This is a genomic window from Bacillus sp. B15-48 (genome assembly GCF_016879755.1).
Classification (GTDB): domain Bacteria; phylum Bacillota; class Bacilli; order Bacillales; family Cytobacillaceae; genus Mesobacillus_B.
In genome coordinates this window covers 1-14,717 of sequence record NZ_WOFU01000005.1, presented here as the reverse complement: position 1 = coordinate 14,717, position 14,717 = coordinate 1, and the positions used below count along the sequence as shown (strand labels likewise).

The 14,717-nt window shown below is 39.4% G+C and carries 12 protein-coding genes, 1 rRNA gene and 1 pseudogene; 11 read left to right on the top strand and 3 right to left on the bottom strand.

Features of this window, described 5'->3' with window-relative positions; genetic code table 11:
• Positions 1-4: 4 nt before the first annotated feature.
• Positions 5-973: a DMT family transporter gene (locus GNT69_RS16255; RefSeq protein WP_203556038.1), complete on the bottom strand. Its 969-nt coding sequence runs from the start codon at positions 971-973 to the stop codon at positions 5-7.
• Between the two features lie 137 nt (positions 974-1,110).
• Between GNT69_RS16255 and GNT69_RS16250 the strand changes: the two genes are divergently transcribed.
• From GNT69_RS16250 to GNT69_RS26050, 4 genes and pseudogenes are all read left to right on the top strand, one after another.
• Entirely contained in the window at positions 1,111-1,980 is an 870-nt protein-coding gene (locus GNT69_RS16250) for a LysR substrate-binding domain-containing protein (protein ID WP_203556037.1), read from the top strand.
• Between the two features lie 164 nt (positions 1,981-2,144).
• Positions 2,145-2,385, top strand: a pseudogene (locus tag GNT69_RS26245) (transposase zinc-binding domain-containing protein); the annotation flags it as partial.
• A gap of 915 nt (positions 2,386-3,300) precedes the next feature.
• On the top strand, positions 3,301-3,621 hold the full coding sequence (locus GNT69_RS16245) for a hypothetical protein (RefSeq protein WP_203556036.1): 321 nt from the start codon (positions 3,301-3,303) through the stop codon (positions 3,619-3,621).
• A gap of 36 nt (positions 3,622-3,657) precedes the next feature.
• Positions 3,658-5,295 (top strand): glycoside hydrolase family 3 protein, encoded by a 1,638-nt coding sequence (locus tag GNT69_RS26050; RefSeq protein ID WP_343206518.1) that lies wholly within the window; start codon positions 3,658-3,660, stop codon positions 5,293-5,295.
• Between the two features lie 200 nt (positions 5,296-5,495).
• Here the strand turns inward: GNT69_RS26050 and GNT69_RS16235 are convergent, their stop codons facing one another.
• Positions 5,496-6,317: an IclR family transcriptional regulator gene (locus GNT69_RS16235; protein ID WP_203556034.1), complete on the bottom strand. Its 822-nt coding sequence runs from the start codon at positions 6,315-6,317 to the stop codon at positions 5,496-5,498.
• A gap of 329 nt (positions 6,318-6,646) precedes the next feature.
• Between GNT69_RS16235 and GNT69_RS16230 the strand changes: the two genes are divergently transcribed.
• From GNT69_RS16230 to GNT69_RS16210, 5 genes are read left to right on the top strand one after another with little or no spacing between them, the layout of a single operon-like run.
• Entirely contained in the window at positions 6,647-7,834 is a 1,188-nt protein-coding gene (locus GNT69_RS16230) for a CaiB/BaiF CoA transferase family protein (protein ID WP_203556033.1), read from the top strand.
• Between the two features lies 1 nt (position 7,835).
• Positions 7,836-8,687 (top strand): 3-hydroxyacyl-CoA dehydrogenase, encoded by an 852-nt coding sequence (locus GNT69_RS16225; protein WP_203556032.1) that lies wholly within the window; start codon positions 7,836-7,838, stop codon positions 8,685-8,687.
• A gap of 17 nt (positions 8,688-8,704) precedes the next feature.
• A complete protein-coding gene (locus GNT69_RS16220) occupies positions 8,705-9,856 on the top strand; it encodes an acyl-CoA dehydrogenase family protein (protein ID WP_203556287.1) in 1,152 nt (383 codons plus the stop codon).
• 46 nt (positions 9,857-9,902) lie between these two features.
• Positions 9,903-10,679, top strand: a complete 777-nt coding sequence (locus GNT69_RS16215; RefSeq protein WP_203556031.1) for an enoyl-CoA hydratase-related protein — start codon at positions 9,903-9,905, stop codon at positions 10,677-10,679.
• A gap of 46 nt (positions 10,680-10,725) precedes the next feature.
• A complete protein-coding gene (locus tag GNT69_RS16210; protein ID WP_203556030.1) occupies positions 10,726-12,156 on the top strand; it encodes an NAD-dependent succinate-semialdehyde dehydrogenase in 1,431 nt (476 codons plus the stop codon).
• 200 nt (positions 12,157-12,356) lie between these two features.
• Here the strand turns inward: GNT69_RS16210 and GNT69_RS16205 are convergent, their stop codons facing one another.
• Positions 12,357-12,593, bottom strand: a complete 237-nt coding sequence (locus tag GNT69_RS16205; RefSeq protein WP_203556029.1) for a DUF2536 family protein — start codon at positions 12,591-12,593, stop codon at positions 12,357-12,359.
• Between the two features lie 354 nt (positions 12,594-12,947).
• Here GNT69_RS16205 and GNT69_RS16200 point away from each other — a divergent pair, with 354 nt between their 5' ends.
• Positions 12,948-14,132: a thiolase family protein gene (locus GNT69_RS16200; protein WP_203556028.1), complete on the top strand. Its 1,185-nt coding sequence runs from the start codon at positions 12,948-12,950 to the stop codon at positions 14,130-14,132.
• A 506-nt stretch (positions 14,133-14,638) separates the two neighbouring features.
• Positions 14,639-14,717, top strand: a 16S ribosomal RNA gene (locus GNT69_RS16195); the annotation flags it as partial.

Below are 14,717 nucleotides of genomic sequence, written 5' to 3'. Positions count from 1 at the left end.
TATGTTAAGATATTCGTTCGTGCAACTTTGCTCGAACATTTTGTTTTGATCCTTTCTTTTGTAATATCCTTACAAAAAGATTATTAGACACAAGTGAAACGATGATAAAGAGAGTACCTACAAGATCGAACATCGTTACATGATTTCCTTGAAAAATCGAAATTGTAAGTGTTGTTACTGGAACAAAGTTAATAAATAACAGTGCATTTATTGGTGATAAAATACTTACACCGATGTTCCAACCAAGCAAGGCGATGAGACCAGGGAAGATAATCATGAACAACAAATGCGGGCTCGTTGCTATGATCACTTCTTTTGAAGGTACTGAGATATAACCAGTTAGTGTTACTCCGATTACCACGACAAGCGCCGTTAACGTTCCAAGTAAACAAGTTAACGTTGAATATCGCAACGCGGACCAACCGCGAAACTCACTGCCACCCATCGTGTAAATGACCCATCCAATAACTGCAATAAAGATGAGGGTGGAAGGAATAAACTCATCCGTCGCACTTAAGAATGTTTTAATATCTCCTTTTGTAATCACTAGCATCGCACCGATAAAAGACACAATCACACATAGAAGTGTGAAAAAATGTGGGCGTTTATGTAAAAACATCCAGACAATTACAACGGAAATCATCGGCATTAATGACTCCATAATTGACGCAACCATTACCCCAGGTTCACCTAATAAATCTTCTCCCCAGAAGATAAATAAATTATAGACTGTGAATGCCATTGTGCCAAAGAACCATAAGTGAAGGCCTTTGCCTTCGAATTGAAAGGCTTGTTTTCCTTCTTTCCAAAGGAGTAAAGCAACTAAGACAATCGTAACAGCCCCATAACGTATGATGGTAAAATAAAAAGGGTCAATATGTTTGAAAGCTGAATGTGCGACTGGAAACATTGCTCCCCACGAAGCTGCAGCGATAAAACAAAGAAAAGCTCCCCATAGTACATTGTTTTTCAATTTCCTCTTCCTCCCCAAATAATACACAAGGTTCATTATCTAATTTTTCAAGCATTCCGTAAAACGAATATTAATGATGATTTCCATCACTTTTTTTGATATCATACGTATACGGAAGTATGAACGGGGGAATCATAGTGGAATTTAAGGACTTAGAGATCTTTCAGTTGGTAGCCGAGAAAGGAACGATTACAGAAGCAGCAAAAGAGTTAAGATACGTGCAATCGAATATTACGTCAAGAATTCAGAAGCTTGAAAAGGATCTGAATACCCCATTATTTAACCGACATCGCCGCGGGATGAGTTTGACACCTGAAGGGAAAAAACTATTAGCTTATAGTAAAAAAATACTATTGTTAACAGATGAAATGAAAAAAGCGGTTCAAAGTAAAAAAGAACCGCATGGGAAATTAGAAATCGGAACAGTTGAAACGGTCATTCATTTACCGAAAATATTATCTACTTATATTAAAAAATATAAAAATGTTGATTTGTCGTTATTTAGTGGCGTTACGGAAACACTAGAGAAAGAAGTATTAAATCATAAGTTAGATGGAGCGTTCGTAACGAAATCAAACTTTCATCCCGAACTTGTTTCACATGAGGTATTTCAAGAGGAGCTAGTTTTAATTTCGGATCGGCGTGCCTCCAACCCAGAAGAATTGATAGACGAGCCGTTCTTATGTTTTAGCGACGGCTGTGGATATCGAGCACGTCTTGAAGCTTGGTATAAAGACCAAAACATCACGCCACAAAAGGTGATGGAATTCGGTACATTAGAAACAATCTTACGTAGTGTCGTCATGGGACTTGGCGTGTCGTTTGTTCCAAAGTCAGCAGTCAACCATATGGAACAAACTGGCCTCATTCAATGTCATTCACTGCCAGATCAATACAGTAAGATAAAAACCGTGTTTATAAGAAGAGCCGATACTTACTTAACTTCAACAATTGAAAAGTTTATCGAAACAATCGAAATGAATAAACAAGAATTAATTGAACGCTAAGTGATTGTAAACAGGACCTAGAAGTGGGAAGCAGGATATTTAGGTTAGATAAGGAAAACAGTTAATAATAAAGGGCCACACATTTTGTGTAAAATGTGTGGCCCTTTATTTAAAGGTAAGTAAGCATATAATTTTGGGTCTACCACAGTCATTCCTACTTTGGTATTTTCATACATTTTCCGACAAATTTTATCGATAAACACCCCCATTGGGTAGCTTTTAATAGAAAACACGGTGCTAAAATCTGTCCCATTGTAATCAATGAGGTTGAGAAATTACGCGATTGTGGGGACATTAAAAAAGGGTGGAAGCTTTTGAGTGGAAGGCTGTCATGATGTTCGAAAAGTTCCATATCGATGTATAGGTCGTTTCTGCACAACTTGTTCTGTTGGTGAAAGCGAAGACTAACTGAGATGTTCTGCAATCTTTACGATTGATGAAGGATTTCTTGTCATAAAATGAGTCTACGTTCAGCCCCTCAAGGTCAAGGTGCTTAAGCGTTTGTAAGTTTTGGCATCGGAACTTTAATCCGAGTACTGGGTAAAAGCGCGGATAATTTTTTAGATTTTTCCGGAATAGGTCATTTATGAACATTTGACCGAAGAGATTCATAAGCTTTTTGAACGTTAATGCTGGTAACGCGTTTTTTAATCCAAGTACTCGTATTAAAAACACCAAATTTTCTTGATATATTGCTAGTACTCGTAATAAAACGCTGTAAAATGAAGGGTTAATCCGAGTACTAGCAATAAAATGAGGTCAGAAGGTCGATATAATCCCTGTACTAGCAATAAAAAGCGGCCAAAAACCGGTTTAATCCAAGTACTAGCAAAAAAACAGCCTTAAAATTACGGTTAATCCAAGTACTAGCAAAAAAACATAACCTATTTATGAACCATCCAGCTTTTTAATTCGAGTACTGGGAATAAAAAGCCAAGCCCTTCACTCACATAATCAAACAGTTGTTAATTAATCATAGAGAACAATGTAGGTCGTATGTTTATTTTATAGGAAAAATCATTCATGACCTTCTGCAAACATTTGACGGTTTTTTTACGATAATTCCCTTATAACCCGAAGAAACGTTAATTTAACTAGAATATATAACATTGGATAAAAGGACCGGGCGGTTTTTGCCCGGTTTTTCTTATTTGATTCTTCTTCAACTAAGCGGTCGTTTGTACAAAGTGTAAGTGGAACTTACAATTTGAGCCAAATTCGAAGCATAGCTTTACATATTCAGATAACAATATATACATCAGTATAGAAGAAATCTTGTGTCCTCTTCAACAATCAAATTAACGGAGATGAAAAATAAAAATGAATGCAACACATAGCAAGTTTGTAATAGGTTGGATACCTATTTTGCTGTCGGTTCTACTAATGGTCCCGCAGGCAAACGCGATGAAGGGAGGAAATGCCCGGCCTGAAATTCAATCTCTAGTGAAAGAACATCTAAAGATTGATGATAAAGAGTTCAGAGATTTAAACGGAAACAGAAAACTTGATCCGTATGAAAACTTGGAACTTTCTGTTGACAAGCGTGTTCAAGATCTGTTGTCACAGATGACACTCGAAGAAAAGGTCGGGTTGTTGCTTATTCCTGAATTTCCAGAATTTAAAGAAGGAAAATTAGTTTAGCCAGATCAACATCTTGATCAACATACACGCTATTATATTTTTCGTGAATCGCCGACAGCAGATGTCATTGCAGACTATCATAATCAGTTACAAGAAGCTGCCGAGGCATCAAGACTTGGGATACCAGTTGTTATCATTTCGAATGCTCGAAATCATGCATCTACAGATTATACTCATACTGAAGAAGCACCTGGTCAATTTTCATATTGGCCTCTTCCTTTAGGTCTTGCTGCAACACGTGATGTGAAACTAGTAGAGGAATTTGCTCAAATCGCTGCAAAAGAATGGACCGCTTCTGGCCTTCGCAAACTATACGGCTATACAGCAGATATCGCGACAGACCCTTTATGGGCCAGAATTGAAGAGACATTTGGAGAGGACCATGAACTTGCAAGTGAGATGATTTATGCGATTGTAAAAGGCTTTCAAGGCGATGAGCTTGGGGCAAATAGTGTTTCTTTAACGGTGAAACATTTTCCTGGTGGAGGGGCCCGTGTAGAAGGAAGAGATCCTCATTTTGAACAGGGGAATTTCAATTATTACCCGACAAAAGGGAGTTTGCTTACGTATCATATTCAACCTTTTGCGGCAGCGATTGAAGCAGGAGCAACTTCAATTATGCCGTATTATGCGTATCCAAGCAATGAGAGTGCAGATCAAGGATTACCTCCATATAATGAGGAAAAACAATTTAAAGAAGTTGGCTTTGCATTAAACAAACCTTTCATAACAGATCTTTTACGTGGCAAACTTGGTTTTAAAGGGTACGTGAACTCCGATACTGAAGCTGTGACCAGTCGTGCTTGGGGGGCCGAACATTTAACGAATGAGGAAAAATTTGCAAAGGCACTAAATGCGGGAACGAATATTTTTTCTGGAGAGTCAGACCCGACTCCTGTGATATCGGCTGTGAAAAATGGTTTAGTTAAAGAAGAAAAAGTAAACGAATCGGTTACCTATTTGCTTACAGAAATGATGAATTTGGGGCTTTTTGAAAACCCTTATGTAGATCCGGCATATGCTCTGACCGTCGTAGATGATCCCGCATCGCAGGAAAAAGCAGACGAGGCACATCGCAAGTCGATTGTTCTCTTACGTAACGATAATCACCTTTTACCTTTGAACCAGGAAAAAATAAAAAAAGTTAAGCTATATGTCGAAATGTTCCCTGATGGGAATAATCACGAGACTACGAAGGAATTGCAAGCAACGATACAACAATATGATCCAACAGTTAAAATTACAGACCGTCTCGAGGATGCGACCCATGCTTTTGTGTGGGTTCGGCCGAAACAATCGATGTGGGCGGATGATCCTAAAATTACCATTGGTCCTGAAACAGAAATAGATCAAGTTAAGCGAATTCTTGAGATTCAAAAGAGCGTTCCAACGATTATGGCGATAAATATGACAAACCCATGGCTGATTAATGAAATAGAACCGAACGCAGCAGCAGTAATCAGTACGTTTGGGGCGAAGGCTGAGTCAATTATGGATGTCATTCGTGGAGACTTTAATCCAACAGGAAAACTACCCTTCACGATTCCTGCTAACAAAGAAGCAGTAGACAACGCCACGGGAGATATCCCAGGATATGAAGAGGATCCTTCCTATGTGTACCGAGCTCATAATGGGGATGTATACAAATTCGGTTTCGGTCTTTCGTATGAATAAATGTTTGCGGAGCTACCTGTTGAGGTCACTGAAAAAGTACGGTTATTCCTTTTTCAGTGGCTTTTATAATTTCCTCTATATGGACACAGATAAGGAGGTTCTGGTAGTGATTGGCTGCATTTTGACAAAATGGCGTAAGAAAGAGGAGAAACGACGCCTTTCAGGTCCTCCTCTTTTTCTACAGAAAATCCATCTGTTTCTTAATGGTTCCATTCCTCTAATACAGGTTTCTCCCCGCCAATCGCGTCCATAATCCCTTTTGAAGCTTCTTTTAGTTTTTCACCACAAAACGCGACATACTCTTCGTTCGCATTGGAAGCGAAACCGAGACAGGCGATGACCATGGAAATCTGGCCGTATGAATTAAAAATTGGTGCGGCAACACCGAAAACGCCTTGGGTATATTCTTCGTAGCTCACTGAATAACCCTTTTGCCGAACGTCATTTAAACTATCCAAGAACGTTTCGATGTCAATAATTGATTTATCAGTAAACGGTTGTAGATTTACTTTCTGAATCATTTCATTCCTTTTTTCATCTTCAATATAAGCTAAATAACACTTGCCAAATGAAGCACCTGTTAACGGGAACTGCTGGCCTAGTTTTACTGATACATGAATATGGTTATCAGGATGATCAGGTTCTTCCTTTGCTACATACATTAATCGGTCATCAGATGCTTGTTCAAGCAATACACATGTTACCCCTGTTTGTTCTGCTAACCACTTAAGATGGGGCTTAGCAAGCTTGAGGTAATCAATAAATTCGGCAGCTCTCGAACCTAAAATGAGAAGAGCTGGACCTAGATTGTACTGCTTCGTTCCCTCATCAAAGGAGATATAGCGGTATTGATTTAATACTTTTAGAATTCGATGACAGGTACTTTTATTAATAGATAAATTTTTGGCGATTTGCGATATGGATCGTTCCTTTGTTGTATAGCGGCTTAAGTATTCTAAAACTTTAATCGCTGATTCAAGAGCAGGGACTTCCGACTTTTCCTTTGGTTTGGTATTTTCCATTGTGAACCTCCTCGTTAATGTACCGTACACATGATTTCAGTGTAAGGAAGAGTGAAATGTAAAGGGTCAATTTGTTAAATGATGACTCCTTCGCTTCAAAATTATTTCATTTTTAAATTTTCAAAAAATTATATTGACGAATTTAGCTTACTAAGGGTATTATTGTTCCAAGGATAGTTAAATTATACCGTATACGGAACATAAATTCCATCGAAATTCAGATGTTCTTTTAGGTAAGAAGAACTTTCCGGGTATGTTGTTCCGTATGCGGAATTTAAATAGTGTGAACGGAACAAGGGGGAACGATTTTTGACAGAGGAGGGATTCGAATGGCTGGTCCATTAGAAGGGATTAAGGTAATTGAACTTTCAAGAACACTTGCGGGTCCGTTTTGTAGTATGCAATTAGCGGATATGGGCGCGGAAGTAATCAAGGTTGAACAACCGGGCATTGGGGATGAAACCCGGAGCTATACTCCACCCGAAATCAATGGTGAATCTTGCTATTTTATGAGTCTTAATAAAAATAAAAAAAGCATTACGTTGAACTTGAAGTCGGAAGAAGGACAAAAGATTGTTAAAGAACTCGTCAAGGATGCTGATGTATTAATTGAGAACTTCCGCAACGGCACAATGGAGAAGTTTGGCTTAGGCTATGACGTGCTTAAAGAAATCAACCCTCGACTCGTTTATTGTGCGGTCAGCGGGTTTGGGCGTACTGGTCCGATGAAAGACGAACCAGCTTACGATTTAATTATGCAAGGATTCGGTGGACTAATGAGTGTGACTGGGGAGGAAGGAAGAGCTCCTGTTAAGGTTGGCTTTTCAATTGTGGATTTAGCAACAGGCCTCTATGCCGCTCTTGGCGTCGTCCTTGCTATTCATGCTCGTGAAAAAACGGGAAAAGGTCAATGTGTAGAATCTTCCTTATTAGAAACGATTGTTTCATTGACCAATTATTTAGGTCAAAACGTATTAGCAACTGGAAAAGCACCGGGGCGTTTAGGCTCAGCTCATCCATCGCTCGTTCCATATCAAGCCTTTGAAACGAAAGACGGTCATGTCATCATTGGCGTTCCAAATGATTGGCTATGGAAAAAAATGTGTGACGCACTGAAACTTCATGATTTAAAAGAGCATCCAAAATATGCCGAAAACATCAATCGTGTTGCCAACAGAGAAGAGCTCGTTGGGATCTTAACAGAATATACAAAGACAAAAGAAACAGCAGAAATTATTGATGTGTTAAAACGAGCCGGTGTTCCGAGCGGACCAATTAATAACATTGCTGAACTTTTAGAACATCCTCAAGTGATCCACCGCGAAATGGTTCAAGAAGTTGAGCATCCAACCATTGGTACACTGAAAATGCTAGGTGTTCCATTAAAACTATCAGAAACACCAGGAGCGATTCGGAAAGCACCGCCTTTATTAAGTGAAAACACAGATGAAGTGTTACAAGCACTTGGGTATGGTAGCGAAGATCTTAAAAGCTTTAAGGAGAAGGGAGTTATTTAATATGGTTAAACATATCGCAGTAATCGGCGGCGGAACGATGGGCAGAGGCATTGCTTATACCGCTGCATTAGCAGGTTTCAAAGTGACATTACAAGATATTTCTGAACAAGCGGCGCAAAATGCGAAAGAATATATTGAAGGACTTTTAAATAAAGGTGAAGACAAGGGCTTCATCGAAGTCGGCAAGGCAGCGGCGGCAATTGCCAACTTAAGTTTTACAACTGAGTTGAAAGAAGCGGTATCCAATACTGACTTAATGATTGAAGCAGCTCTAGAAAAAATGGAGTTAAAAATCAAAATCTTCCAACAAGCGGATGAATGGGCACCTGCACATGCGATTTTAGCGACAAATACATCGACAATGAGTCCGACCGAAATCGGTGCGGCAACGAAAAGACCGGAGCAATGTGTGGCGATGCATTTCTTCAATCCAGTACATCGCATGAAGTTAGTTGAAATCATTCGTGGATTAGATTCCTCCGATGAAACGGTTGAAACAATCAAATGTGTTTCTGAACAGATGGGGAAAGAAACGGTTGAAGTCAACGAGTTTCCTGGGTTTGTCACAAGCCGGATGAACTGCTTGATTGGAAATGAAGCGATGAATATGCTGATGGAAGGTGTCGCATCAGCTGAAGATATTGATAAAGCAATTAAACTTGGTTTAAACCATCCGATGGGGCCGCTTGAACTAGCTGACCTCGTTGGTTTAGACAGCCGTTTGCGAAATATGGAATATTTATATTCAAAATTAGGTGAAAAGTATCGTCCAGCTCCAATTCTAGAAAAATATGTAAAAGCAGGGCGTTTAGGTAGAAAATCTGGTCGTGGATTTTACGATTATAATAAATAGGAAGGAACGTGACAAATATGCTAACCCAATTCTCTGAAGATATTACCTTTTTAAAAGAAGGCGTAAGAGATTTTATCGATAATGAAGTTGACCCACTAGCGATGGAAATCGAAGAGACAGATTCCATTCCTGAGAAAATCTTGAATATGTCCAAAGAAATGGGCTTATTTGGACTTAGCATTCCCGAAGAATATGGTGGAATCGGAATTGGAATGGTTGGCAAATGTGCCATTTATGAAGAACTTGGTCGAACACATAATGGATACACAACCGTTATCGGTGCTCATACAGGGATTGGTTCTGTCGGAATTGTTGAAATGGGAAATGAAGAGCAAAAACGAAAGTACTTACCAAAAATGGCGAGTGGAGAAATGATTGGTGCCTTTGCTTTAACAGAACCAAGTGCAGGTTCCCATGCGACCAATTTGAAAACCACAGCGGTAAGAAAAGGAGATAAATACATCTTAAATGGGAGTAAGCATTATATTACTAATGCACCAATTGCGGGTGTATTTACGGTGATGGCTGTTACGGATGCAAGCAAAGGTGCAAAAGGGATTACTTCTTTTATCGTCGAGAAAGATTTCCCTGGATTCATTATCGGGAAAAACGAAAAGAAAATGGGCCTTCATGGCTCACATTCGGCGGAAATCTTCTTTGAAGATTGTGAAGTTCCGGTTGAAAACGTTCTTGGTGAAGAAGGGCAAGGCTATGTGAATGCATTAAAAATTCTTGCTAACGGACGGGCAGGACTAGCCGCTAGAAATCTAGGTTCTTGTGAAAAACTAATAGAATTGTCTATCAATTATGCAAATGAACGAATCCAGTTTGGAAAGCCAATTTTTGAACAGCAAATCATTCAACACTATTTAGCGGAAATGGCTACGGAAACAGAAGCATTGCGAAGCATGACATACCGTGTTGCTGAAATGGTTGATCAAGAGAAGAAGGTCATCAAGGAAGCGGCAATGGTGAAATTATTTGGTTCTGAAGTTTACAATCGTGTCGCAGACAAGGCAGTTCAGATTCACGGTGGAATTGGTTATATTGCGGAGTACCCGATTGAACGTTTCTATCGGGATGCGCGAATCACGAAAATTTATGAAGGAACATCTGAAATCCAGAAAAATATCATTGCTGCACAGTTGAAGCGAGAATATCTATCATAATCCGACCATGCGATGTAAAAAGGTCTATGTGTAAGGGGGAAATCGAGTGGTATACGAAAATATTCTGATTGAACGTGAGGACCGAATTGGGGTCATTAAATTAAATCGCCCAGATGTTAGAAATGCATTAGACAACGAAACGTTAGCTGAAATGACGCATGCATTAGAGACTCTTGAAAAGGATGAGGAAGTTGGCGTCATTATTTTTACCGGTGCAGGTGAAAAGTCATTTGCCGCTGGGGCAGATATTCGCCAATTGCGTGAAAAGCGACCAGCCGATGCTCTAATTCCGGGGATGTCCGGTGTTTACCGTAAGATTGAAAATTGCACGAAACCGACCATTGCTGCGATTAATGGTTTTGCCTTAGGTGGAGGGTGCGAACTTGCTTTGGCTTGTGATATTCGTGTCGCGGCTGAACATGCGAAACTCGGTTTACCAGAGCTTAATTTATCGATTATTCCTGGAGCAGGCGGAACCCAGCGTTTAGCCCGTATCATTGGCAAAGGTAGAGCGTTAGATATGATTTTGACTGGGGAAATCATTACAGCAAGTATGGCGGAACAAATAGGCTTAGTATCAGCTGCTGTCCCAATGGAAAAGTTGTGGCATGTAACAAAAACAAAGGCTGAAAAGATTTTAGCAAAAGGTCCTTTGGCGACGAGAATGGCTAAACTTGTCATTAACAATGGATATGATGTTGACATGGACACAGCATTAGCGATTGAAAAACTAGCACAGACAGTCTTGTTTGGAACCGAAGATAAAAATGAAGGAACACAGGCCTTTCTTGAAAAACGACAAGCGAACTTTACTGGAAAATAACGAGTTCTCCAAGTTTAAATAACTAGAAACGAATGGAGGTAAAAAAATGTATATAAACGGTGAGTGGATTAAAACGAATCAAGTAATTGAGATTGTCAATCCAGCCAATGGGGAGCTTGTTGGGGAAGTTTCTAAGGTTGGAAAAGAAGAAACTAAACAAGCGATTAAAGCAGCGAAAGAAGCCTTCCTGGAATGGTCAGCCCTTACTGGAGAGCAACGAGCTGCTTACTTGCATAAAGTTGTTGCTAAATTAAAGGAAAAAAAGGAATATTTAGCTGAGACGATAACAAGAGAGATGGGAAAAGCGATTCAAAATGCACGTTATGAAGTAGACAGTTCAATTTCTTATTTTGAATGGTACGCAGAAGAAGCACGCAGAGTTTACGGTGACCTCATCCCTGCCTCTGCTCCTAATAAAAAAATTTCCGTTATTAAGCAGCCAGTTGGTGTGGTAGCGGCAATTACGCCATGGAATTTCCCTTTATCAATGAGTGCGAGAAAATTGGCGCCTGCTTTAGCGGTGGGTTGTACGGTTGTATTGCGGCCTTCGCGGGAAGCTCCATTATCTTCATTGGAACTATTTAAAATACTTGATGAGGTTGGCTTTCCTAAAGGAGTCGTAAACTTAGTCATCGGAAATTCAGGTGACATTGTTGGTGAAATAATGAGCAACAAGGATGTAAGAAAAATTTCCTTTACCGGTTCGACCGATGTGGGAAAACTTCTCATTAAACAATCTGCTGATACAGTAAAGCGCGTTTCAATGGAGTTAGGAGGGCACGCTCCTTTTATCGTGTTTGAGGATGCAGACCTAGAGTTGGCTGTCGAGGGGGCGCTTAAGAGTAAGTACTCATCAACAGGACAGCAATGCGTCTGCGCGAATCGCATCTATGTTCATGATTCTGTTTATGAAAAGTTTTCAGAGCTTTTTGCTAAAAAAGCGGCTTCTTTAGTGGTGGGCAATGGTCTTGACGAAACGACACAAGTTGGACCGCTCGTTAACCAAAGCGCAATCGATAAAGTCGTAGAGCAAATCGAAGATGCGAAAAACAAAGGGGCTAAAGTTCTTTGTGGTGGAAGTGCGCCAACGGGTGAAGGCTATGAAAAAGGCACGTTCTTCTTGCCTACCGTATTGCTAAATGTTAAAGAGGATATGAAAATCACTCATGAGGAAACATTTGGGCCTGTAGCGCCGTTAATCCGTTTCTCAACAGAAGAAGAAGTAATTGAAAAAGCCAATAATATTGAATATGGACTTGCTTCCTATTTCTATACGAATGATTTGTCTAGAATGTACCGTGTTTCTGAAAAATTAGAATACGGAATGGTTGGTGTCAATGATCCAGCACCATTTGCTGCCCAAGCGCCATTTGGCGGAATAAAAGAAAGCGGATTAGGCACAGAAGGCAGCAAGTATGGCTTAGATGAATACGTGGAATTAAAAACGATTTCTGTTGTTTATCAAAATAAAGGGTAAACGGTTTAAAAGTCTTATAGGAATCACTTTAAATACAAACTAACGCTGATTGAACCAACTGTAGAAGCCACAGCGCGATAGGTAGAAACACACTGTGGCTAACGTTAAATAATCGATAAATGACTGTTGAGTCGGGTAGGAGAGTCCTGCCCGACTCTTAATATTTTAAGCATTCTGATTTTTTCCTTGTTAGTCCTGTTTTAGGATCCGCTCGGAAAACCGACATTTTGCTTGAGTTTAAAATGTACGACTGCACTATAAAAGCGGCGCCCTTCTTCACTAACGTACATTTGATGGGAGACAGAATGAACTGTGAGCATAAGGGCTTTGTTGTTTTCAATTTGGGCTTGGATTTTTTCTTCTAGCGCTTTGATGCTTTCAGCTTCATAGAATTCAATCTTATCTTCATAAAAATCTAAATTTAGTTGTAAACTCATCTTTTCCTCCAATATGCATAATAATCATTATTTTACTTCGCCATTGTAGATACTTCAAGAAAACAGGGGCACGGTTTTCAATCAATTAAACTATGTCATATTTTGTTGAAAATTTGGAATATTTACTATAAAATTAATACTAATCGTTCGTCCAAAAAGTGACATGTGTATTTTGAGAACTTGCTCCTTAATGAACTGCAAAGGATAGGCAAAATACTAAGGGTAGTTTACAGTTTTTTAGTTTTCCCTTAGGATAATTACGTTTATAAAGGGGAAATAGAGTAGGTAGCTTTGGAAAGTATATTTTCTGATTATGAATTTTTATCAAATAAAAATGTATTGGAGGAACTAGCTATGCGTGAAGTTGTTATTGTTAGTGCAAAAAGAACACCCATTGGTGATTATTTTGGAGCTTTTAAAGATTTAACCGCAGTGGATTTAGGGGTACATGCTTTGAAAGCAGCGATTGAAGCTAGCGGGATCGAAGCAAATCAAATTGAGGAAGTGGTAGGGGGGCATATATACCAAGCTGGTTGTAAAGGAAATACCGCTCGCCAAGTCGCATTAGGAGCTGGCTGTTCCGTAGAGACCGTTGCTTCCACGATTAATCAACAGTGTCCTTCATCGTTACGTGCAGTAGAAATCGTCGCCCAAAATATCATGCTAGGCAAGATTGACACTGGAGCAGCAGTTGGCTACGAAAGTATGACGAATGTTCCTTATTTGTTACCGAAGGTTCGCGAAGGTTTGAAGATGGGGAATAGTTCAATGGTGGACTCCTTGCTACATGATGCATTAATAGATGCTTTCAATGATTATCATATGGGCGTAACGGCTGAAACACTTGCCGAGGAGTATCAGATTAGCCGTAAAGAACAAGATGAACTTTCAATCATTAGTCATCAAAGGGCATGTGATGCGATTGAAAATGAAACGTTCAAACAAGAAATTGCCCCTGTTGAAGTGAAGACGAAACGAGCAACGACAACAATTGTTAATGATGAACATCCTAATTCAAACACGAGTCTCGAGAGATTGTCGAAATTAAGGCCTGCCTTTAAAAAAGATGGAACCGTAACAGCCGGAAATGCTTCTAGCCTAAATGACGGCGGAGCAGCTGTCATCTTGATGGCGAAGGAAAAGGCGATTGAACTGGGATTAAAGCCGTTAGCTAGAATCGTCGCATCCGCATCCGCTGCAGTAGATCCTAAAAGAATGGGTATTGGGGTTGTTCCGGCAGTACATAAGGCTTTACAATTTGCTGGCTTGCAAAAGGACGATATTGATTATTGGGAATTAAATGAAGCTTTTGCATCCCAATTTTTAGCTGTCAATCGTGAACTAAATATTCCGATGGATCGTGTGAATGCAAATGGTTCTGGTATTTCATTAGGTCATCCTGTTGGCTGTACTGGAGCGAGATTGTTGACCACGTTAATCTATGAAATGCATCGTCGTGGTTCTAAGTATGGTTGTGCCTCACTATGTGCCGGTGGTGGACCTGCGGTCGCCTTGATTGTGGAATCACTACAAGACTAAAAAACTACTGCTTCATTCCTTACTTGCTTAAGGAAAACGAGTCCCATCTAGCCTATAAATGAAGGGAAAAGAAAGTTTAATAACTAAAAAAAGCGAACGGAGAATAGAATGGCTCGGTTCGCTTTTTGTTATCAGTTAATGAATGATTTTATACGAATGAGAGAGTATTAAACTTTAGGGATAGAATAATCCAATATCAGCAAACTTTAAGAAATAGTCATATTGTAAAATTTTACTATTGATTTATATATAGCAATGATGTTATTCTAATTTAGCTGCTTCGGTAGCAATTTTTAAAAACAAACACAACACAAAAACTTTTCGCAAAAAAATATTGACGAGTTGAAGTAAATGTTGTATTATAAGATTCTGTCGCTAAAACGGCAGTGATAATTGCTCTTTGAAAACTAAACAAACAAGCGTCAACAAACAATATTTATCGTGTTTCTTCTATTAATATAGAGAACATGAGCCAACGTTTTATTTTATGAGCTAAAGCTTACTCTTATTTGGAGAGTTTGATCCTGGCTCAGGACGAACGCTGGCGGCGTGCCTAATACATGCAAGTCGAGCGAATCTTTAAAA